The 19,812-nt window shown below is 65.6% G+C and carries 22 protein-coding genes; 11 read left to right on the forward strand and 11 right to left on the reverse strand.

All coding sequences use genetic code 11. From position 1 onward, the window contains the following. Positions 1–160 precede the first annotated feature (160 nt). A complete protein-coding gene (locus tag CBW50_RS09775) occupies positions 161–802 on the forward strand; it encodes a LysE family translocator (RefSeq protein WP_086145356.1) in 642 nt (213 codons plus the stop codon). Positions 803–804: 2 nt separating this feature from the next. On the opposite strand, the gene CBW50_RS09780 is transcribed toward CBW50_RS09775, so the two are convergent. Next, positions 805–1,569 (reverse strand): alpha/beta hydrolase, encoded by a 765-nt coding sequence (locus CBW50_RS09780; RefSeq protein WP_086145437.1) that lies wholly within the window; start codon positions 1,567–1,569, stop codon positions 805–807. 91 nt (positions 1,570–1,660) lie between these two features. Here CBW50_RS09780 and CBW50_RS09785 point away from each other — a divergent pair, with 91 nt between their 5' ends. Next, entirely contained in the window at positions 1,661–2,419 is a 759-nt protein-coding gene (locus tag CBW50_RS09785; RefSeq protein WP_216356332.1) for a helix-turn-helix domain-containing protein, read from the forward strand. 235 nt (positions 2,420–2,654) lie between these two features. Here CBW50_RS09785 and CBW50_RS09790 read toward each other — a convergent pair whose 3' ends face one another. The 4 genes from CBW50_RS09790 to CBW50_RS09805 all read right to left on the reverse strand — a co-directional run bounded on the left by CBW50_RS09790 (position 2,655) and on the right by CBW50_RS09805 (position 5,703). Continuing rightward, positions 2,655–2,981, reverse strand: a complete 327-nt coding sequence (locus tag CBW50_RS09790; RefSeq protein ID WP_086145358.1) for a hypothetical protein — start codon at positions 2,979–2,981, stop codon at positions 2,655–2,657. 80 nt (positions 2,982–3,061) lie between these two features. Beyond that, complete coding sequence (locus CBW50_RS09795; RefSeq protein ID WP_226935683.1) at positions 3,062–3,934, reverse strand: hypothetical protein; 873 nt, start codon at positions 3,932–3,934, stop codon at positions 3,062–3,064. A gap of 139 nt (positions 3,935–4,073) precedes the next feature. Beyond that, on the reverse strand, positions 4,074–4,469 hold the full coding sequence (locus CBW50_RS09800; RefSeq protein ID WP_086145359.1) for a DUF5071 domain-containing protein: 396 nt from the start codon (positions 4,467–4,469) through the stop codon (positions 4,074–4,076). Positions 4,470–4,482: 13 nt separating this feature from the next. Continuing rightward, positions 4,483–5,703 (reverse strand): MFS transporter, encoded by a 1,221-nt coding sequence (locus tag CBW50_RS09805; protein ID WP_086145360.1) that lies wholly within the window; start codon positions 5,701–5,703, stop codon positions 4,483–4,485. A 189-nt stretch (positions 5,704–5,892) separates the two neighbouring features. Here CBW50_RS09805 and CBW50_RS09810 point away from each other — a divergent pair, with 189 nt between their 5' ends. Beyond that, on the forward strand, positions 5,893–6,672 hold the full coding sequence (locus tag CBW50_RS09810) for an EAL domain-containing protein (protein WP_086145361.1): 780 nt from the start codon (positions 5,893–5,895) through the stop codon (positions 6,670–6,672). A gap of 34 nt (positions 6,673–6,706) precedes the next feature. Here CBW50_RS09810 and CBW50_RS09815 read toward each other — a convergent pair whose 3' ends face one another. From CBW50_RS09815 to CBW50_RS09830, 4 genes are all read right to left on the reverse strand, one after another. Further along, positions 6,707–7,003, reverse strand: coding sequence for a pentapeptide MXKDX repeat protein (locus CBW50_RS09815; protein ID WP_086145362.1), 297 nt, complete (start codon positions 7,001–7,003; stop codon positions 6,707–6,709). A 191-nt stretch (positions 7,004–7,194) separates the two neighbouring features. Then, a complete protein-coding gene (locus CBW50_RS09820; protein WP_086145363.1) occupies positions 7,195–7,971 on the reverse strand; it encodes a molybdopterin-dependent oxidoreductase in 777 nt (258 codons plus the stop codon). A gap of 4 nt (positions 7,972–7,975) precedes the next feature. Further along, entirely contained in the window at positions 7,976–8,572 is a 597-nt protein-coding gene (locus CBW50_RS09825; RefSeq protein WP_086145364.1) for a cytochrome b/b6 domain-containing protein, read from the reverse strand. Beyond that, positions 8,572–9,372, reverse strand: coding sequence for a DUF1223 domain-containing protein (locus tag CBW50_RS09830; RefSeq protein WP_086145365.1), 801 nt, complete (start codon positions 9,370–9,372; stop codon positions 8,572–8,574). Before CBW50_RS09830 ends, CBW50_RS09825 begins: the two co-directional genes overlap by 1 nt. A gap of 130 nt (positions 9,373–9,502) precedes the next feature. On the opposite strand from CBW50_RS09830, the gene CBW50_RS09835 reads away from it, so the two are divergent. From CBW50_RS09835 to CBW50_RS09870, 8 genes are all read left to right on the forward strand, one after another. Beyond that, the gene (locus CBW50_RS09835; RefSeq protein ID WP_086145366.1) at positions 9,503–10,093 is read left to right on the forward strand and encodes a sigma-70 family RNA polymerase sigma factor; all 591 of its coding nucleotides are present in this window, start codon (positions 9,503–9,505) and stop codon (positions 10,091–10,093) included. Positions 10,094–10,201: 108 nt separating this feature from the next. Next, complete coding sequence (locus tag CBW50_RS09840; protein WP_253251922.1) at positions 10,202–10,723, forward strand: DUF1109 domain-containing protein; 522 nt, start codon at positions 10,202–10,204, stop codon at positions 10,721–10,723. 119 nt (positions 10,724–10,842) lie between these two features. Beyond that, positions 10,843–12,351, forward strand: coding sequence for a DUF4331 domain-containing protein (locus CBW50_RS09845; RefSeq protein WP_172404721.1), 1,509 nt, complete (start codon positions 10,843–10,845; stop codon positions 12,349–12,351). A gap of 18 nt (positions 12,352–12,369) precedes the next feature. Further along, positions 12,370–12,618, forward strand: a complete 249-nt coding sequence (locus CBW50_RS09850; RefSeq protein WP_086145367.1) for a hypothetical protein — start codon at positions 12,370–12,372, stop codon at positions 12,616–12,618. A gap of 70 nt (positions 12,619–12,688) precedes the next feature. Then, on the forward strand, positions 12,689–13,900 hold the full coding sequence (locus tag CBW50_RS09855) for a hypothetical protein (RefSeq protein ID WP_086145368.1): 1,212 nt from the start codon (positions 12,689–12,691) through the stop codon (positions 13,898–13,900). Next, on the forward strand, positions 13,897–15,018 hold the full coding sequence (locus tag CBW50_RS09860) for a HupE/UreJ family protein (protein WP_086145369.1): 1,122 nt from the start codon (positions 13,897–13,899) through the stop codon (positions 15,016–15,018). The genes CBW50_RS09855 and CBW50_RS09860 overlap by 4 nt, the downstream gene beginning before the upstream one ends. 109 nt (positions 15,019–15,127) lie before the next feature. Further along, on the forward strand, positions 15,128–15,979 hold the full coding sequence (locus tag CBW50_RS09865) for an aldo/keto reductase (protein ID WP_086145370.1): 852 nt from the start codon (positions 15,128–15,130) through the stop codon (positions 15,977–15,979). Positions 15,980–15,991: 12 nt separating this feature from the next. After that, entirely contained in the window at positions 15,992–17,134 is a 1,143-nt protein-coding gene (locus CBW50_RS09870) for an aldo/keto reductase (RefSeq protein ID WP_086145371.1), read from the forward strand. On the opposite strand, the gene CBW50_RS09875 is transcribed toward CBW50_RS09870, so the two are convergent. Together CBW50_RS09875 and CBW50_RS09880 are read right to left on the reverse strand one after the other, a co-directional pair. After that, on the reverse strand, positions 17,118–17,663 hold the full coding sequence (locus CBW50_RS09875; protein WP_086145372.1) for an RNA 2'-phosphotransferase: 546 nt from the start codon (positions 17,661–17,663) through the stop codon (positions 17,118–17,120). The two genes, CBW50_RS09870 and CBW50_RS09875, sit on opposite strands and share 17 nt — an antisense overlap. A 17-nt stretch (positions 17,664–17,680) precedes the next feature. Continuing rightward, the gene (locus tag CBW50_RS09880) at positions 17,681–19,750 is read right to left on the reverse strand and encodes a TonB-dependent receptor (RefSeq protein WP_086145373.1); all 2,070 of its coding nucleotides are present in this window, start codon (positions 19,748–19,750) and stop codon (positions 17,681–17,683) included. Positions 19,751–19,812: the final 62 nt, after the last annotated feature.

The raw sequence follows: 19,812 nt of genomic DNA on the forward strand, positions 1-19,812 counted from the left end.
GAGGCGGCGGCGCTGGTGGCGGGTCTGGCGGACGACGCCGCCGCGCTGCCGGTGCCGGCCTGAGCCTGCCGCAAGGCCGGCCGGCGCGCAGGCGCAAAACTTCGTACAATAAGCGTGTTTTGCCTTTTCAAACCGGCCACGGCCCCATCCAGGAACATCCATGCATCTCTCGAACTGGCTGCTTTTCTGCAGCGTCGCTCTGCTCGTCACGTTTTCGCCCGGCCCCGCCGTCCTGCTGGCCATTTCGAATGCCATCGCCGTCGGCCCGCGGCGCGCGATGATCAGCAGCATGGGCAACGGTTTTGGCCTGTTCATCATTTCCGGCGTGGCCATGGCCGGCATGGGCGTGGTGCTGGCCACCTCGGCCACCGCCTTCATGCTGCTGAAACTGGCCGGCGCCCTCTATCTCGTGTACCTGGGCGTCAAGCAATGGCGCAGCAAGACCAGCATCGTGGCCGACGCGCCCGTGCTGCAAGGGGCCGCGAATCCGAATTCCTTCTGGAAACTCTTCCGCCAGGGCTTGACGGTGGCGCTGACGAACCCGAAAGCCATCCTGTTCTTTTCGGCCCTGTTCCCGCAATTCATCACGCCGGGCGAACCCGTGGCCATCCAGTTCACCGTGCTGACGACCTCGTTTGTCGCCTGCGCCATGCTGGCCCATCTGTTCTACGCCAACCTGGCGCGTTTGCTGAAAAGCCAGCTGGCCACGCCGGGCCGGGCCAAACTGTTCAACCGCATCTCGGGCGGCGCCTTCGTGCTGCTGGGCCTGAGCCTGCTGCGCCTGCGCGCCAAGGCCGCGTAACGTCACTGCGCTGACAGAAACGCCTCGATGCTGGCCGCCAGGGCCAGCGGCGTTTCATTCATCGGATAGTGTCCCGCGTTGGCCAGCACCTGCAGCCGGGCCTGCGGGTACCACGCCAGATACGTGCGGCGCATCAGGGCCGCATCGAAACGGGGGTCGTGCTCGCCCACCAGCGCCAGCAAGGGCAGTTTCGGCGCCGCCCGCATCACTTCGCCGCTGAAATCCGTGCCGCTCCACGCCAGGAAACTGGCGGCGAACGCGGCCTGATCCGAACTTTCCCACGAGTATTGCGCCTTCCAGTCCAGCCAGGCCGCGGGCAAGCGCCCGCCCGTGCTGCGGGCGATGATGGCGCGGCGCGCCGCCACGCTGCCGCTGGCGTCGAGAAACAGTTGCCGCGCCGCCCCGTCGAAAGCCACGCCGCAGCTGGGAACGGGCGCCACGGCCACCAGCTTGCGCAAGCGCAAAGGCGCCAGCAAGGCCAGCTTTTCCAGCGCCATGCCGCCCATGGAGTGGCCGACCACGCTGAAAGTGGCCAAGCCCAGCGCATCGGCCAGCGCCAGCGCGTCGCGGGCCACTTCGTCCATCGAGTAATCGCCCTGCGCGTCGCGCATGCCGCCGTAGCCGCGGTTGTCCATGAAGACGTAGCTGAAGGCGGCGCCATCGAGGGCCGTTTCCATCGGCGCGAACGCCTGCGCGTCGCCAAACCAGCCGTGCAGGACGATGACGGCGTGGGGACCATGGCCCACGCGGTGACAGGTATTGTGCATTTGCATCCTTGAATGAGGGAAAGCCTGCATGGTAGCGATGCAGGCAACGGCCCGCCTTCGATGCCAGGTCAAATACTGTAGAGTACGGGCCATGGATGATTTTTATACGGAAGTGCCGCGCGCACTGATCGCCACCGCGCGCGATTACGCGGCCGGCGAGCTGTTTCCCGAGCATCAACATGCGCGTGGGCAATTTGCCTATGCGGCGCGGGGCGCCATCAGCGTGCACACGCCGCAGGGCAGCTGGCTGGTGCCGCCGCAGCGCGCCTGCTGGGTACCGGCACAGCTGTCGCACGGCATGCGCATGCACGGGGGCGTGGCCATGCACAATGTGTTTATCGACGATGCCGCCATTGCCCGCAGCCGCTTGCCGCCCCATTGCCAGGTGCTTGAGGTGTCGCCGCTGCTGCGCCAGCTGCTGGCCGAAGCGGTGGCCGTGGACGCCTTGTATGCGGCAGCGTCGCGCGCCGGAAGATTGATGGCCCTGCTGCTCGACGAGATCGCCGCTGCCAGGCCCTTGCCCCTGAGCGCGCCGCTGCCGCAGGACGCACGGCTGGCGCGCCTGTGCATGGAATTGCTGCGGCAGCCAAGCCTGGACAGCGGCCTGGACGCGATGGCGGCGCGGGCCGGCATGAGCCGGCGCACCTTTACGCGGCTGTTCCGCGCCCAGACGGGCCTGGGATTCGCCCAATGGCGCCAGCAAGCGTGCCTGCTGGCCGCCATCGCACGCCTGGCCGACGGCCAGGCCGTCACGCGCATCGCCCTCGACCTCGGCTACGCCAGCCCCAGCGCTTTTACAGCGGCCTTCCGCCGCATGCTGGGCCGGGCCCCCAGCGACTATTTACGCTAGGAAATCATCGTGGCGATGCGGCGCACCAGCGCCTGCGCCAGTTTCTGCATCTGGTAGCCGTCGACGAAGCCGTGGTGGGCCTGCACGGAAAACGGCACCCGCATGCGGTCGTCCGGCGGCGCGGGGCGAGGCGGGAAAACCGTCGATGCGGATCAATCGGCGGCACAGGCATGCATGCCGTCGTCCAACTGCGCCAGGAATCGCGCGACGGCGTCCCTTTGATCCGCATCAAGCGTTACTCGTCACTGCGACTTGACGGCCTGGTGCGCAGATCCAGAAAAACATGCCCCAGGATTTTTTTGCCGGGGATATCGACGATAACCGTCAGATAAGTCTCATCGTGGGGAACGGGAATGCCGATGTGTTGAAACTTGCCATCTGACGACTCATAAATATGGACGACCTGCCAATTCCAGTCCACAGCATCGCCAAAGTCACTCCCGATGACCAGATCGGCATATGCCCAAAGATCGACGACTTCCCTGGCGGTTTCAGTCACCTTCAGCATAGGCGCATGAAACGTGTTTTGGTATTCGTCATTCGACAGTAAATGTGTTTTCATTTTTTATCTGCAGTTGGCCGCCGGCCGGGATAGCCCGGTCGCCAGCCTCCCTGTATCGGGAGGCATGTTGCGCCGGATTGTTAGCAGGCCTGATTGATCTCGTCGTCCAGCATATTGGCGAACAGGTCGAAACTCAGGATACCCGTGCCGATGCACGAAAACACTGTCGTGCCCGCCGCATCCTTGATCGTCAATCTCTCGGTCCAGTCATTCTGATGCATGCACTGCAGGCTGGCGCCAGGCCAGGTGACGCCGTCCACATGCAAGCCCTGCGCCGACAAAGCCAGTTCCTGTGTCTTCACTTTCAGGAAGTTACCGAACAAGCGCTTCTTGTACACGTCGCCACTGCTGATGTAGCGAAAACTCACGCGCTCGCCGTCTGCAAGCTTTTGCTTTAATACGGGCATGCGGTATTCCAGGTAACGGGAACGAAACGCGTCCATAAACTCGTCAAAGCGCTTGAGTTCTCCGGTGGCCCATATCCATGGCTGGTCGGCGCCCGTGCGGTAGGCAAAGTTATTGATCATGCCGGCCATGGCAGTGGAGCCGCCGGCAAACAGATACAGGTCTTCGATATCGGCAAAGGCAGCGTAGCTGCGAATGCCGTCCAATTCATGCACCACACCGTCTTCATGCAATTCAAAACGGCTTTTCCGCCGCTTGAGCATTACCGCGCGCATGACCAGCACCAGCACGGCGAGCAGCAATAGAAAAGCCGCTGAACCATAAAGAATAGTCAAATTGCTGTGCGTGCCCAGCCTGGCGCCATTGCGCAATGTCATGGCCTGCGTATCGGTCAGTGTTTTCTGAGGTATGGTCGTGCTCAGGTACAAGACAAAACCTGCCACTGCCGCCAGGATCGCCGCAAATACCGCAAAGAGCATCGGTACCGTCTTGCCATGAAAATATACAGCGAGTGCTTTATTGGTTTGCGGGATACTAAAATTGCCCATGTAATCTTCCTGTTAAATGATAGAGAGTTTTAAAAACCCGGATGCCGATATATATTCGGGCCGGATTGTCTCCTATCTATTGCAGGAATGGCCACACGCACGCACATTCAATACTAATTTCTTATAATAATGCCCCTGATTACTGGCCGACGGCAGTTATTATCTGGCATTGCAGAATCTCCCGGGCCGCCTCGGCCACGCCTTCTTCCAGCTCGGCAGCCGTTGGCGCGAGGGCGAAGCGCTGCAATTGCCCGTCCACCGCGGCAGCCAGCCCGGAGGAATGGCGCACGATGCCCAGCAGAACAATGTACTTCCACTGTTCATCGTCGCTGGCCAGCACCGTTTTGACATAGGGAGCCAGGCGCGGACCGATGCCGGCCAGGTAAGGCAGGAGGATGGCGGCCACGGGCCAGTTGGCGTCCTGCACCCACTCGAGGATCCGCGGCATGGCGGGACGCAGCTCTTCCCAGCGCAAGGCGGTCAGGGCTTGCGCGTTCTGCGTATCGTGCTTGTCGCGCGGCAATGGCAGACTCATGCGAGGCGTCCCGTCATGCGGCGCCACCGCGCGCCAGGCCCCGCTGCACCTGCCACGCCAGCGGCAAGGTCAGCAGCAATACGGCCGCCAGCGCCAGCAAGGCCGTGGGCACGCTGGTATGGTCGCCCAGCGCGCCGAACAGCACGGGCGCCAGCGCCCCGCCGCCGATGGTGCCCGTGTAGAACAGGGCGAACGCATGCTCGCGCTTGCCCGGTTCGGCCAGTTCCGGCACGACGCCGTACAGCACGGACGAGGTGCCGTTCAGCGCCAGCCCCAGCAGGGGCAGCATGGCCATGACGCCGGCCAGCGGCAGCCACAGGGCCGCGACGATCAGCAGCGAGGTCATCGATTCCGTCAGCCACACGGTTTTCATCATGCCGATGCGCGCGCCCAGGTAGCCGCACAGCAGCTTGCCGAAGGCGCCGCCCACGAACAGCAGGGATAAGGCCACGCCGATGCCGGCCGTGCCTGCACCCTTGCTTTTCAGCAAGAACGGCAGGAAGGTGAGAAAACCCATGCGCACGGCGCTGTCCAGGGTGCCCGTGGCCAGCAGCGCGCGAAAACTCCCTTTCGAGCCGCTGCCGGCGATGGTCTTGCCCGCCTTTTTGGTCCCGGTTTGCAGTTCGCCGGGTTTCGGCAGCAGCCACCACAGCAAGCCGGCGGCCGCCAGGCCCAGCAGCCCCAGCAGGGAAACGCCCGTTTGCCAGCTGCACGCGAGCAGCAGCAAGCCCATCAGCGCGGGTATCAGGGTCTTGCCGATATCGCCGGCGAAATTATATTGCGACAAGGCCTCCTTCACGCCGCCGCCCGCTTCGTGCGTGTCCGTGACGATGGACGAGGCCAGCGGATGCTGGGTGCTGGCGCCCAGGCCGCCCAGCAGCAAGGCGATCAGCAGCACGGCCAGGCCGCCCGCCTGCCCCGCGACCAGGTAGGCGACGCCGGCCAGCGCCGTGCCGCCCACCAGCATGCGTTCGCGCCCCCAGCGCTTCGCCATGCGGCTGGCCAGCAGCTGGAAACCGGCCATCATGCCCGAATACGAGCCGCGCAACAGGCCCACCATGGCATAGCTGATGGCAAACTGCGCCTGCCAGATGGGCAGCAGCACGTAGATGACATCCGTCAAGCCGTCATGCACGGCATGCGCGCTGCAGGCGGCAAACAGCGAGCGGCGGCGGATGGCTTTGTCGGATGGCTTGGCTTCGGAGGACAGGGCGGCGGCGGACGGTTCGGTCATGACTGTGCATGCAGGAAATCAGGAGGCGACCAGCTTACTACAAATTGCAAATTAGCATCTTTGCCGCCCGCCACTTCCGTGCCAGCCCCGCCATGGTCGTCCCTGCGTGTTGTTGCGCTACAAATTACGCTGCGCGGGCGCCATGCCATGGTATAACTATGTGCAATTGCCATCAAAAGCGGTGCGACCATGACGTCCTCCAGCGACACCTCAGGCCCATCAGGGAAAAATGCAGGCTGCAGCCAATGCCGGCAAGCGGCGCCGCTGGGCTTCGATTTCACCTTTGCCTATCAGCCCATCGTCGAACTGTCCACGCGCTCGATCTTTGGCCATGAAGCCCTGGTGCGCGGCCCCAACGGCGAATCCGCTTACTCGGTCTTGTCCCAGGTCAATGACGAAAACCGCTATGTCTTCGACCAGGCTTGCCGCGTGCGCGCCATCGAGGGCGCGGCCCTGCTGGGCATCGGGGAATATCTGTCCATCAACTTTCTGCCGAACGCCGTGTACCGCCCCGACGCTTGCATTCAGGCAACTTTAGCCGCCGCGCGCGAGCACAACTTTCCCATCCGCCGCATTATCTTCGAGGTCACCGAGGGCGAAGAAGTGCGCGACCGCCCCCACCTCGTCAACATCTTCCATGAGTACCGGCGCTTCGGTTTCCAGACGGCCATCGACGATTTCGGCGCCGGCTACGCGGGACTGACCCTGCTGTCCGAGTATCAGCCGCACATCATCAAGATCGACATGGAACTGGTGCGCGGCGTCGAGGCAAGCGCGCCGAAACAGGCCATCGTCAAGGGCATCATCGGTATTTGCAGCGAACTCGGCATTCAAGTCCTGGCCGAGGGCATCGAAACGGCCGCCGAACGCGATTGCCTGCGGGTGATGGGCATCGACCTGATGCAGGGATATTTATTTTGCAAGCCGGCGCTGATGGCCATAGGCAAGATCGATCCCGCAGCGTGGTGAGCGGCAGCCACCACGCCCGGGCCTGCCCGGCTGCTTACTTGCCCATCGCATCCTTCTTCATGTCATCCTTCTTCATCTCGTCCTTCTTCATCGCGTCTTTCGCCATGGCGTCTTTTGCCATGCCATCCTTGGCCATGTGATCCTTTTTCATGTGTTTCTTCGGCATCGGCTTGTGCATGCCGTCCTTGCCCATGGCGTCCTTGTGCATGGCGTCGGCCGAGGCATCCTTGGCCATGGCGTCTTTCTGCATGGCGTCCTGGGCAAAGGCGGCGCCCGACATGAGGATGGCGGAAGCGATGATGGCGGCGAAGGTGGTAATGGTGGTTTTCATGATATGTCCTTGTCTCTGGGTTAAATGGGCAAGATTGCCCGGTGGTAAAGCTATTGCTGTGCTACAGGGTGCTGCTTGCTGCCGAATAGAAGGAAGGCCGGGAGGTGGTCAGGGCCAGGCGCATTGCCGCAGGCAGTACGACTGGTACGACAAGGCAATGCAACGCCGCCCTGGCCGGCTCCCCGGCCTTCCTAGGAGCCGCCGAACCAGTTATATCCCTGATTCTCCCAATACCCTCCCGGGTAGGTGTTCGTGACGAAAATGGCCTGGATGTGCTTGGGGTTCTTGTAGCCCAGCTTGGTCGGCATGCGCAGCTTCATCGGGTAACCGTATTTCGGCGGCAATTCCTTGCCGTCGTAGGTCAGGGCCATGATGGTTTGCGGGTGCAGGGCCGTGGCCATGTCGATGCTCGTAAAATAATCGTCGGCGCACTTGAAGCCGATGTATCTGGCCGTCGTGTCGGCGCCCACCCGCTTGAGGAAATGGGAAAACGGCACGCCGCCCCACTTGCCGATGGCGCTCCAGCCTTCCACGCAGATGTGGCGCGTCACCTGCGTTTGCTGCGGCAGGGCGCGCAGCTGCGGCAGGGTCCACGGCTTTTTGTCGGCGATCAGGCCGCTCAGTTCCAGGCGCCAGGCCTCGCCATCGACCTGTTCCACTTCATCCTCGCCGTAATAGGCATTGAAGGGAAACGGCCGCGTGATCATGGAGTCCGGGTAAGTCGGCGCCAGTTTATTCGGGTCGAACAGCCAGCCCTGCACCCGGTCGTTCATGCGCGACACGGCCATCAAGGCTGTCTCGATGGCGGACGGGTCGCTGGCGTTGCAGCCCGTCAGCAGCGACAGGCCGCCCAGGGTCAGGCTGCGCTGCAGGAACAGACGCCGCGACGGCTGTTTGATCTGGCGCAAGGCGTCGGCCAGCATGGCCTGTCCCCGTTCTTGCACGATGATGGTTTTTTTCATGCTCATCTCCTTAGCGGCCGCGCAGCATGGCGACCAGGGTGCGCGGCACCAGCGCCACCATCAGCAGGTGCACGCCGACAAAACCCGTCAGCAGCGCCATGGCGATGAAGTGGACCCTGCGCGCGCTCTCGTAGCCGCCCAGCAGCTCGCGCAGCAGCGGGAATTGCACGGATTTCCATAGCACCAGGCCGGACAGCACCAGCACGATGCAATCCAGCATGACGAACAGGTAGGCGGCGCGCTGCACCATGTTGTAGCGGCGCGGGTCCGCATGGGCCAGCTTGCCCTTCAGCGCGGCGACGAAATCGGCCAGCAGCGCTCGCGGCGAGAGGGGAAAGAACTGGCGCCGCAGCCGTCCCGAGACGATATTGATGACCAGATACAGCAGCCCATTGCCCACCAGCAGCCACATGGCGGCGAAATGCCATTGCAGGGCGCCGCCCAGCCAGCCGCCCAGGGTCAGCGCGCGCGGCAGCTCGAAGGGGAAGAATGGCGCCGCGTTGTAGATGCGCCAGCCGCTGGTGGCCAGCACCACCACGGCGATGGCGTTGAGCCAGTGCGTCAGGCGCAGCCAGGCCGGATGGATCACGTTCATTTGCCCGTTCATCACATGACTCCCTTCGCGCACGATGCCGTGCTGACGGCTTGCAGGATGGCGCTGCTGTCGGCCCGCTGCACGAAGGCGACGATTTGCAGGTTTTCCGGGCGCCAGCTGGCCGGCAGCTGGACTTCGCGGCGCAGGCGGGCGCGGCCTTGCACCAGCGCAAGCGGCCCCAGCCACAGGCGCACGGCCGCATCGTGACGCAGGGTGGCGCCCCGGTTTTCGCCGCGCAGCACGGTCGAGACGATGGCGCTTTCGCTGACGGCCACATACAGCTGGCCGCCCGTGTGCGCGTCCGGCGCGCTGGCATCGGCTTGCAGCAGCAGCTTGCCACCCGGCCCCGGCATGGCGGACAGGCCAATGGTGACGGGCGCGGCGGTCGCGTTGATGCGGCCGATGGCCGCCGGCAGCTGCGCCTGCCAGTCCCGCAATTCCATGCCGCCGACGAAAAACTGCGGCGTGTAGGCCGTATGACGCCGCTGGCGGCGCAGCAACTCGGCCTGGCGCGCGTCGAATTGCGGCTGCGCCAGCGGGTCCGCCCAGCCGTTCTGGTCCCAGTAGGTGACGTGCAGGGCCAGCGGCACGACCAGGCTGTCCGCCCCCGCCTGCTGGCGCAAGGCGTTCAGGCGCCGGTCGGCGGGCGGGCAGCTGGAGCAGCCTTCGCTGCTGTACAGCTCTACCAGCGCCGCCGTCCGCGCACCGCTGTTGACGTCGCAGCGCCGGCCGGCCGCCAGCTGCGCGGCGCTCGGCCCCGCCGCGGCCAGGGCGGGAAGTAGAAGGATTGCCAGGCGGCACTTGATGTCCATGGTCTTTCACCGGTATATTGATATGAGAAACGTGCTTGCCTGTCAATTCGCCGCGTTGGACGGATTGGTTACAGCCGCCGGCAAAATAAGTGAGATTTATTTTTTTCAACGCCTGTCACCAAAGGCCCGCATGCAACGAATACCTGTCAGTAAGCAGTTGCATGGCGCGGAATTGCGGCTGCATGGCCTGCTGCTGCGCGGACTCGATGGCGATGCGCAGGCTTACCGTAATTTCCTACAAGCAACCAGTGCCCATCTGCGCGCCTTCTTGCGGCGCCGCCTGCAGCGCTGGCCGGACGAGGTGGAAGACCTGGTGCAGGAATGTTTATTAGCCATCCATAACCAGCGACTGACGTATGACACGGGCGTGCCGCTGACGTCGTGGATCCATGCGATCGCGCGCTACAAATTGATCGACTGGCTGCGCCGGCACGGGCGGCGCGAGGCGCAGCACCAGCCGTATGACGAAGAAGATAGCGCGCAGCAACTGTTTTCCAGCGCCGATGCCGAGGCGGCCGAGGCCAGCCGCGACCTGGGCAGGCTGCTGGCCACCTTGCCGGCGCAGCAGCGCGATGCCATCGTGCATACCAAGCTCGACGGCTGGTCCGTGCGCGACACGGCGGCCGCCATGGATATTTCGGAAGCCAGCGTCAAGGTGGCCGTGCATCGCGGCCTGAAGGCGCTGGCGGCCCATTTAAGGACTGAAGGAATTGCATCATGAAAACCGATGACTTGATCGCCATGCTGGCCAGCGGCCCCGACGTGGCCGCCGCGCCGCCGCCCNGCCGCGTCCACCCTGGGCGCCGGCCTGCTGGCCAGCGTGACCCTGATGGCCATGCTGCTGGGCGTGCGCCCCAACCTGGACCAGCTGGCGCAGCTGCCCGACTTCTGGATCAAGGTGGGCTTTGTCGCCTGCATCTGCCTGGCGGCCTGGCAGGCGAGCAGCCGCCTGTGCCTGCCGGGCGCCGCTACCCGCGCCCTGCCCCTGCTGGTCGCCATGCCCCTGCTGCTGATGTGGACCCTGGGCGCCATCGTCATGCAGGAAGCCCCGCCCGGGCAGCGCGCCGAACTGTTCTGGGGCGCCACCTGGCGCAGCTGCCCGCTGCTGATCGCCATGCTGTCCTTGCCCATCCTGGCCGCCGTGCTGCGCTGCATGCGCGAACTGGCGCCCACGCGCTTGCGCCTGGCGGGCGCCGCCGCCGGTTTTGCCGCCGGCGGCGGCGCCGCCCTCGTCTACTGCCTGCACTGCCCGGAGCTGGCCGCCAGCTTCGTCGGCTTCTGGTACGTGCTGGGCATGCTGGTGCCCACGGCCATCGGCGCGGCCATCGGCCCGAAAGTGCTGGCCTGGTAAGGCAATGACATCCTTTTCGAGGCAGTGAATCCGTTTTCTTCCCCCGTGCGTATAAGCCAGGCAGCCTGCAGTTTCTTGGACTTGCCTGTCAACGCAAACACAAAATCGGGAGAATCGAAATGTCTTTGTCACGCTCGAAAACCGCACTGGGCGCCGCACTCCTGGGCAACCTGCTCGCCGTTTCCTTCACTTTGGCCATCGCGCCGGCCGCCCACGCGTCCAGCCACCGCGAAGCGCCGTTCATCACGCAAAACCCCAAAGTCGACGCCACCGACTTCTATATGTTCCGCAGCTACGAGGCGGGCCGCGGCGCCTACACCACCGTGGTGGCCGACTACGTGCCGCTGCAGGACGCCTATGGCGGCCCGAATTACTTCACCATGGACCCCAACGCCCTGTACGAAATCCACATCGACAACAACGGCGACGGCAAGGAAGACCTCACCTTCCAGTTCCGCTTTGCCAACACCATCAAGGATGACCAGTTCACCGTGGGCGGCAAGAAAGTCTCGATTCCGCTCGTCATCAATGGCGGCGCCATCGATTCCGTCAATCCGCCGGGCCTGAACGTGCGCGAAACGTATACCGTGACGGTGGTGCGGGGCGACCGCCGCGGCGGCACGAGGAGCAGCGTGACCAACGCCAGCGGCGGCGGCACGACGTTCGACAAGCCCGTCGACAATATCGGCAACAAGGCCATCCCCAATTACGCCGCGTATGCCGCGCAGCACGTCTACACGGTCAACATCCCCGGCTGCGCCGCGCCGGCGCGCCTGTTCGTCGGCCAGCGCAAGGACCCCTTCGTGGTGAACCTGGGCGAAACGTTCGACTTGATCAACATCAAGGCGCCCGCCACGGAATTCGCCGCCAATGCGGAGTCCGCCGCCAGGGATGACCTGGCGCGCAAGAACGTCACGGCCATCGAGATGGAAGTGCCGACCGCCTGCCTGACGGCCGGCAGCGACCCTGTCATCGGCGGCTGGACCACGGCCAGCCTGCGCCAGGGACGTTTGCTGAACCCGGCGCCGGGCGCCATTCCCGCATCGAAGGAAGGCGGCGCGTGGGTGCAGGTGTCGCGCCTGGGCATGCCGCTGGTCAATGAACTGGTCATCGGCCTGAAGGACAAGGACCGCTTCAACGCCAGCAAGCCGGCCGGCGACGCGCAATTTGCCGACTATGTGAAAAATCCCACCGTGCCGGCCCTGGTGGAAGTGCTGTTCGGCTCGGCAGGCGCCAAGGCGCCCACCAACTTCCCCCGCAACGACCTCGTGGCCGCCTTCTTGACCGGCATCAAGGGCGTGAACCAGCCGGCGACGGTCGTCGCCTCGGAAATGCTGCGCCTGAACACCTCGATCGCGCCCACTGCCCCGGGATCGCAAAAGCGCCTGGGCGTCATCGACGGCGACAACGCGGGCTTTCCGAACGGCCGCCGCCCCGGCGACGACGTGGTCGACGTGGTGCTGCGCGTGGCCATGGGCAAGCTGTGCACCTTGAACATCGGCTGCGCCCCGTCCGACGCCCCGGCCGGCGGCCTGCACTTCACGGACGGCGCCTTCGTCGATGAAACCTACTTCACGGCGGGTTTCCCCTACCTGAAAACCCCCATTGCCGGTTCGCCGCAACTGTAAGCCAACGAGGAGAACGCGATGAACAAGCTCCATGCACTGGGCGCCCTGGCGCTCACGGCCCTGCTGGCCGGCTGCGGTGGCGGCGGCAGCCACGACGGCCACAGTGGCGACAACGGCGGCGTCAATCCCCCGCCCGCGGCCATGCCCGACGCCTTTTATGCAGCCGTCAGCGACATCATTCTGAACACCAGCGATGACAAGGAAGGCGTCGCCACCGACGCCATCATGGCGACGTCGCCGGAAGACACGGAAGCGGCGGCGCTGTAGCCTCACGCAGGCGCCGGAGCGGCACCGCCCGGCGCCTGCGCCCTTTCACATCGATACGGAAACGTCCGCGATGAAAACACCGATTTCCCTGCTGTGCGCCTGCCTGCCCCTGCTGGCCGTGGCCGCCCCCTACACGCCAAAGGACGGCAGCGCCGTCATCGAGCAGCTGCCGCGCCGCGCCGATGCCGCGCAGCGCGAACTGCGCGGCCTGCGCCAGCAATTGAATGCCACGCAGCAAGACCTGGCCCTGGCGACGGGCCTGGCGCAGCGCTACATCGCGCTGGCGCGCAGCGAAACGGACCCGCGCTACCTGGGCTACGCCCAAGCGGCCCTGGCGCCCTGGTGGCGGCAGGCGGCGCCGCCCGTCCCCGTGCGCCTGCTGCGCGCCACCATCCTGCAAAGCACCCACCATTTCGGTCTCGCCCTGCAAGACCTCGATGCCGTCCTCGCGCAGCAGCCGCACGACGCCCAGGCCTGGCTGACGCGCGCCACCGTGCTCAGCGTGCAGGGCGACTACCCGCAGGCGACAGCGGCCTGCGCCCGGCTGTCGGCGCTGACCGCGCAGCTGGCCACCGTCACCTGCCTTGCCAATATCGCCGGCGTCACGGGCCGCGCCGCCGCCAGCGAGCGCTTGCTGGGCCTGACCCTGCAAAGGAGCGCCGGCACGGCGGCCGAACTGGAAAACTGGGCCGCCACCCTGCTGGCGGAAATGGCCACGCGGCGCGGAGATTCAACGCTGGCCGAGGCCCGCTACAAGGCGGCGCTGGCGCGGCAGCCGCGCGACAGCTATCTGCTGGGCGCCTACGCCGACTTCCTGCTGGACCGCCAGCGCCCGCAGGACGTCGTCGCGCTGTTGCAGGACCGGCAGCGCATCGACGCCCTGCTGCTGCGCTACGCGCTGGCCCTGCAATCGCTGCCCGGCCGGCAATCGGCGTTCCAGGCGGCGAAGGCCGAACTGGCGGCCCGCTTCACCGCCGCCATGCAGCGGGGCGATACCGTACACCAGCGCGAGCAAGCCCGTTTCGCCCTGTTTTTGCAACACGATGTGCCGTCCGCCCTGCGGCTGGCGCAGCAGAACTGGGCCATCCAGAAGGAAGTGCCCGACATGCGCATCGTGCTCGAGGCGGCCCTGGCCGCGCGCGACTACGGCGCCGCGCAACCTGTGCTGGCGTGGGTGGCGGCGAATGGCGTGGAAGACGTGGCCCTGCAGCGGCTCGCCAGGCAACTGGGCCCGCAGGATGGGCAGAAAATCAGTTTTATCAAGAAAGCAGGTGTACTGTGAAACGCTGCCTGTTCATCCTGTTCCTGTGCGCCTGGCTGGCCCCCGCGCACGCGCACAAGCCCAGCGACAGCTACCTGAGCCTGGCCGTGCACGGCCGGCAGCTCGACGGCCAATGGGATATCGCCCTGCGCGACCTCGATTTCGCCATCGGCCTCGACGGCAATGGCGACGGCGCCCTGACCTGGGATGAAATCCGCGCGCGCCACGCGGCCATTGCCGCCTACGCGCTGCAGCGCCTGCAGTTGGCCGGCGACGAGGGCGCGTGCACGCTGGAAGCGGCCGAACAGCTGATCGACCGCCACACGGACGGCGCCTACAACGTGCTGCGCTTTGCGGCCACCTGCCCCGGCAACGCCGCGCCAGCCAGTTTGACCATCGGCTACACCCTGTTCGCCGACCTCGATCCGCAGCACAAGGGGCTGCTGAAGATCAACAGCGACGGCGCCACGCAGACGGCCATCTTCGACCCGGACAACCCGCGCCAGACGATCTCGCTGGCCGCGCCCGAGCGCCTGGCGCAGTTCGGCGCCTACGTGCAACACGGCATCTGGCACATCTGGATAGGCTACGACCATATTTTGTTCCTGCTGTCGCTGCTGCTGCCGGCCGTCCTGCTGCCCGGCTTGCGCGACCAGCAGCCAGGCTTGCAGGCGGCCTTCCATGATGTGCTGAAGGTCGTCACGGCATTTACCCTTGCCCACTCCATCACATTGAGCCTGGCCAGCCTGTCGCTCGTCTCGCTGCCGTCGCGCTGGGTGGAATCGGCGATTGCCGCTTCCGTGATCCTGGCCGCGCTGAACAACCTGCTGCCCCTGTTCCGCGGCAAGCGCCCCGTGGCAGCCTTCGCCTTTGGCCTGATCCACGGCTTCGGCTTTGCCAGCGTGCTGCGCGACCTGGGCTTGCCCCAGTCCTCGCTGCTGGCCAGCCTGTTCGGCTTCAACGTGGGCGTGGAACTGGGCCAGCTGGCCATCGTCGCCGCGTTTCTGCCCCTCGCCTGGCTGCTGCGCAAGACCTGGCTGTACCGGCGGGCGCTGACCGTCGGGTCGCTGGCCATCGCGCTGGTGGCGGCCGTGTGGCTGGTGGAGCGCGTGGCCGATATCAAGCTGATCAGCGCATGAATGAGGCTATTCATTAGCGCAGCTAATAAGATCATGCCGATTACAAGGGCTTATCAACGAGTCGCGCAAGGCTTAGAGTAGCTCCTGTCAATAAGCGAAGGAGCCAGCCATGGAGCACGTCACCCTGAACAACGGCATCAGCATGCCCGTCGCCGGCTACGGCGTCTTCCAGATTCCCGACCCGGCCGAATGCGAACGCGCCGTGATCGCTGCCATTGCCGCCGGCTACCGCCTGATCGACACGGCCGCGTCCTATCTGAACGAGGCGGCCGTCGGCCAGGGCATCGAGCATGGCAGCGTGGCGCGCGAAGAGCTGTTCGTCACCAGCAAGCTGTGGGTGCAGGACACGGGCTACGAACGCACGCGCGACGCCATCGAGCGGTCGCTGCGGCGGCTGCGGCTCGATTACCTGGACCTGTTCCTCATCCACCAGCCGTTTGGCGACGTACATGGATCGTGGCGCGCCATGCAGGATGCGTATCGCAGCGGCAAGCTGCGCGCCATCGGCGTGAGCAATTTCCAGCCCGACCGCCTGATGGACATCATCGCCTTCAACGACATCGCGCCCGCCGTCAACCAGATCGAAGTCAACCCTTTCCACCAGCAGGCCGACAGCGTGGCTTTCATGCGCGAGCACGGCGTGCAGCCGCAGGCGTGGGCGCCGTTCGCCGAAGGCCGCAACAACCTGTTCAACAACGAGTTGCTGCTGGGCATCGCCAGCAGGCACGGCAAGTCCGTCGGCCAGGTCGTCCTGCGCTGGCTCACGCAGCGGGGCGTGGCCGTGCTGGCCAAGACCGTGCGCCGCGAGCGCATGGCGGAAAACCTGGCGATTGACGATTTTGACCTGGACGAAGCGGACATGGCGGCCATCGCCGCCCTGGAAACGGGCGTCAGCAGCTTCTTTTCGCACCGCGACCCCGCCATCGTCCAATGGATGGCCGAACGCAAGCTTGATATTTAAGGGAAAACACACATGCCAACAAACGATACAAGCACGGGCCGCCGCGGTTTCCTGCTGGCGGCGGGCAGCCTGGCCGCCATGCCATTGATCGGCTCGGCACGGGGACAGGCGGTGCGCGCTACGGTGGAGGGCCGCCGCAAGCTGGGCCAGCTGGAAGTGTCGGGCATCGGCCTGGGCGTGCAAAACATGAGCCGCACTTACCAGGCGATAATACCCGGCCGTCCCGAAATGCATCGCATCATTCGCACGGCTTACGAGCAGGGCGTCACCCTGTTTGACGCGGCCGAGGCCTATGGCCCGCACGAGGTGGAGCGCATCCTCGGCGAGGGCGTGGCGCCGTTCCGCAACGACGTCGTCATCGCCACCAAGTTCGGCTGGAATATCGACCAGCAGACGGGCGAGCGCCGTCCCGGCACCAACAGCCGTCCCGATCACATCAAACTGGTCGTCGACGGCATGCTCAAGCGCCTGCGCACGGACCGCATCGACTTGCTGTACCAGCACCGCGTGGACCCGCAAGTGCCGATCGAGGACGTGGCCGGCGCCGTGCAGGACCTGATGCGCGATGGCAAAGTGCTGCACTGGGGCCTGTCCGAGATGGGCGTCAATACCCTGCGGCGCGCCCATGCGGCCCTGCCCGTTTCCGCCGTGCAGAGCGAATATTCGATGCTGTGGCGCGGACCGGAAACCGGCGTGCTGGCCCTGTGCGAAGAGCTGGGCATAGGCTTCGTGCCGTGGAGCCCGCTGGGCGTGGGCTTCCTGGCGGGAGCCATCGACGCCAGAACCCGTTTTGCCGAGGGCGATATCCGCCAGGTCGAATCGCGCTTTGCGCCGGAAAACCTGCCGCACAACCTGGCGCTGGTGGCACTGGTGAAGACGTGGGCGGCGCGCAAGCAGGCCACACCCGCCCAGATCGCCCTCGCCTGGCTGCTGGCGCAGCGGCCGTGGATCGTGCCCATCCCCGGCACGACGCAGATGGCGCACCTGGAAGACAACCTGGGCGCGGCTGGCGTGCGTCTTACGTCAGCAGAACTGGCCGAGCTGAACCAGGCTGTCGCGGCGATTGAGGTGCAAGGCGCCCGGCTGCCCGATGCCGTGCAGGCCTACTCGGGCGTGGAAGCGGCAGTGCGGCCTGTCCTCAGGGAAAACCGATAAACACCTGCGGCACGGCCTGCGTCAGCCACACGCCATTGTCGGACACATAAAACACATGGCCCTGCGCCTGCATGGCGGCCGCAGCGACCGTCAGCACGACGGGCTTGCCATGGCGCGCGCCCACGGCCACGGCCGTTTCGCGGCTGGACGACAGGTGCACGTGCTTGCGCGCTCCGGGCAGCAGGCCGGCTGCGCGGATCGCCTCGAGAAAACGGCTGGCCGTGCCGTGGTACAGCATGGCGGGCGGCGCGGCGGGCGGCAGGGCGAGATCGACGGCGGCCAGCGAGTGCCCCTGGCTGGCGCGGATGCGCAAGCCGTCGCCGCTGATGGCGTAGCGCGCCTTGCTGTCGCGCGCCACCACCTCATCCAATTGTTCACGGGAAAGGCGGCGGCCATGCTGGCCCGCCTGCGCCAGCAGCTGGGCTATGTCGGCCCAGCCCTGGGCATCGAGCGCGAGGCCGATTTTTTCGGGGGCGTGGCGCAGTATGAGGGAAAGGAATTTACTGGTTTGTACTAATTGATCTGTCATGCCCCAGTTTAGCGTTGTCAGAACGCATATGACAAGGTCAGGCGCGCGGAACGCGGTTCCAGCGGATGGAAATGGCGGTCGGCCACCCCGTCTTGCGCCTCGCCGGGCAGCCGCGACGCGTAGTAATAATCGATGTCGCTGGCGCGCTTGTTGAGCAGGTTGAACACGTCGAGCGACAGCCGCATCCTGCGGTTGAACTGGTAAGCGAGGCGCGCATACGCGAGGGTGGTCGAGGCCGACCGCGCGCTATTGTCCTCGATCAAGGGACGGGGGCCGAAGTAGCGCAGCTGCAAGGCGCCCGACCATGGTCCCCGGTCCGTCACCGTGACGCCGAACGAGGCCGCCGTGCCGATCGCGCCCGGGATGAAGTTGCCGGCCGCATCGTTCTGCGTGTAGCGCGAGCGCGAGACGGCCAGGTCCAGGTCGAACAGCAGCCACGGCGCGGCAACATAATGGTTGTTCCACTCGACGCCGTGGCGGCGGCTGGCGCGGCTCGGCTGCGTGCCGCCCGCGTCGCCGACGAACAGCAATTCCGACGCGACGTCGAGCCGCCACAGGGCCAGCGAGCTTTGCAGGCCCGGCAGCCATTCCGTGCGCGCGCCCAGTTCCATGCCCCTGGTCGGCACGAGAGGCGTGACGGGAGCCGAAGGCGTGCCGTCGGGCAAGCGCGTCTGCGTCGCGCCCCGCGCATCGTTGCTATGGAAACCCTTGCCGTAGTTCACGAAGAATTCCGTCTGGCGCCACGGCCCGAGTATCCATGACAGCTTCGGCGACACCAGGTGCCCGCTTGCCGCGCCGCTATTGCCTTCCACGCTGCTGGCCACCTTGAAACGGTAGGCGTCATAGCGCAGGCCCGCCACGGAACGCAGCCAGGGCAGCCATTGCGCCGTGTTTTCGCCGTACACGCCGACGCTGGCCTCGCGCACCCGGTCTTCGCGCACCGTGGCTTGCCGGATGCGGTCTACCGTGCTGTACAGGCCCACGGGCGACAGCCGGTCGACACGGCCCTGCACGCCCAGCTTGTTGCGCATGGACAAGCCTGCCAGCTGCGTGGTCCAGCTTTCGCTGGCGTTGACACCGGCCACCGCGCGCCGTTCGCTTTGCTGGAACTGGTCGCCGGTGGCCGGACTGGCCAGGAAATACGTGAAGTCGCTATTGAGTTCCAGCTGCGAGCCGATCAGGTACGCGTCCAGCTCGAACAGCCGGTTTTCCGTGCGCCGGAGCAACGCGTAGGACAGGCTGGCGCGCGAGGTGTCGCCGCCGTCGCTGGGCGCCAGCGAGCCGAAGCGGCCGATCAGGCCGGATTCGACCGCGCGCAGCGGCACCTGGTCGGTAGCGTTCCAGCTGTTTTTATAGGCCATGGCCGTCACGCTGAAGCCGTCTTCCGGGCTGCCCTGCCTGTAGCGCAGCACGCCGCTCACTTTACGCACGCGCTCCGGCACGTCCCAGGGGCCATTGTTGCGGTTCAGTTCCAGGCCGACCAGCAGGATGCCGGGGCCGGAAGCGACGGAATCGGCCACGACGGCCCGCACATAGCCGTGCTGGCCCAAGGACACGCTGGCCTGGCCTTGCGGCAATCTGTCGGCCAGGCGGATGCGCGCGCTGCCCGCTGAGGCGAAATCGCCTTCGCCGGCGAAATACGGTCCCTTTTTGTAGTCGATGCGCTGCACCAACTCGGGAATGAGGAAATTGAGGTCGGCATAACCTTGCCCATGTGCATGCGTGCGCATGTTGACGGGCATGCCGTCGACGTAAGTGGCGAAATCCGTGCCATGGTCGAGGTTAAAGCCGCGCAGGAAGTACTGGTTGGCCTTGCCGTCGCCGCTGTGCTGGGTGACGATGAGCCCTGGCACGAACTCCAGCAATTCCCCCGTGCGCAAGGCGGGCCGGTTGACGATCAGTTCGCTGGTGATGACGCCCTGGCTGGCCGCGTCCGAGGTGCCGACGGCGTTGTCGTAGTGGCCCGTCACGCGCACGGTGCGCGACGCATCCGTGGACGATGGAGCCTCCGGCGCGGCCCCCTTGCCGGCGCCGGACAGCAGCAGCAAGGCACAAGCTGCCAGCTGTTTGCGTTTTATCAATGGCATCGCGCCTCCCCTTTTTATGATGTCAGTACAGGCTCCTATGGGATATATACGCGGCACGCTGG

Source organism: Janthinobacterium sp. GW458P (assembly GCF_002127585.1).
Classification (GTDB): domain Bacteria; phylum Pseudomonadota; class Gammaproteobacteria; order Burkholderiales; family Burkholderiaceae_D; genus Janthinobacterium.

Excerpts from the sequence above, each read along its gene's own strand:
- CBW50_RS09775 (WP_086145356.1), top strand. The coding sequence starts at position 161 with ATGCATCTCTCGAACTGGCTGCTTTTCTGCAGCGTCGCTCTGCTCGTC.
- CBW50_RS09780 (WP_086145437.1), bottom strand. The coding sequence starts at position 1,569 with ATGCACAATACCTGTCACCGCGTGGGCCATGGTCCCCACGCCGTCATC.
- CBW50_RS09785 (WP_216356332.1), top strand. The coding sequence starts at position 1,661 with ATGGATGATTTTTATACGGAAGTGCCGCGCGCACTGATCGCCACCGCG.
- CBW50_RS09790 (WP_086145358.1), bottom strand. The coding sequence starts at position 2,981 with ATGAAAACACATTTACTGTCGAATGACGAATACCAAAACACGTTTCAT.
- CBW50_RS09795 (WP_226935683.1), bottom strand. The coding sequence starts at position 3,934 with ATGGGCAATTTTAGTATCCCGCAAACCAATAAAGCACTCGCTGTATAT.
- CBW50_RS09800 (WP_086145359.1), bottom strand. The coding sequence starts at position 4,469 with ATGAGTCTGCCATTGCCGCGCGACAAGCACGATACGCAGAACGCGCAA.
- CBW50_RS09805 (WP_086145360.1), bottom strand. The coding sequence starts at position 5,703 with ATGACCGAACCGTCCGCCGCCGCCCTGTCCTCCGAAGCCAAGCCATCC.
- CBW50_RS09810 (WP_086145361.1), top strand. The coding sequence starts at position 5,893 with ATGACGTCCTCCAGCGACACCTCAGGCCCATCAGGGAAAAATGCAGGC.
- CBW50_RS09815 (WP_086145362.1), bottom strand. The coding sequence starts at position 7,003 with ATGAAAACCACCATTACCACCTTCGCCGCCATCATCGCTTCCGCCATC.
- CBW50_RS09820 (WP_086145363.1), bottom strand. The coding sequence starts at position 7,971 with ATGAGCATGAAAAAAACCATCATCGTGCAAGAACGGGGACAGGCCATG.
- CBW50_RS09825 (WP_086145364.1), bottom strand. The coding sequence starts at position 8,572 with ATGAACGGGCAAATGAACGTGATCCATCCGGCCTGGCTGCGCCTGACG.
- CBW50_RS09830 (WP_086145365.1), bottom strand. The coding sequence starts at position 9,372 with ATGGACATCAAGTGCCGCCTGGCAATCCTTCTACTTCCCGCCCTGGCC.
- CBW50_RS09835 (WP_086145366.1), top strand. The coding sequence starts at position 9,503 with ATGCAACGAATACCTGTCAGTAAGCAGTTGCATGGCGCGGAATTGCGG.
- CBW50_RS09840 (WP_253251922.1), top strand. The coding sequence starts at position 10,202 with ATGGCCATGCTGCTGGGCGTGCGCCCCAACCTGGACCAGCTGGCGCAG.
- CBW50_RS09845 (WP_172404721.1), top strand. The coding sequence starts at position 10,843 with ATGTCTTTGTCACGCTCGAAAACCGCACTGGGCGCCGCACTCCTGGGC.
- CBW50_RS09850 (WP_086145367.1), top strand. The coding sequence starts at position 12,370 with ATGAACAAGCTCCATGCACTGGGCGCCCTGGCGCTCACGGCCCTGCTG.
- CBW50_RS09855 (WP_086145368.1), top strand. The coding sequence starts at position 12,689 with ATGAAAACACCGATTTCCCTGCTGTGCGCCTGCCTGCCCCTGCTGGCC.
- CBW50_RS09865 (WP_086145370.1), top strand. The coding sequence starts at position 15,128 with ATGGAGCACGTCACCCTGAACAACGGCATCAGCATGCCCGTCGCCGGC.
- CBW50_RS09870 (WP_086145371.1), top strand. The coding sequence starts at position 15,992 with ATGCCAACAAACGATACAAGCACGGGCCGCCGCGGTTTCCTGCTGGCG.
- CBW50_RS09875 (WP_086145372.1), bottom strand. The coding sequence starts at position 17,663 with ATGACAGATCAATTAGTACAAACCAGTAAATTCCTTTCCCTCATACTG.
- CBW50_RS09880 (WP_086145373.1), bottom strand. The coding sequence starts at position 19,750 with ATGCCATTGATAAAACGCAAACAGCTGGCAGCTTGTGCCTTGCTGCTG.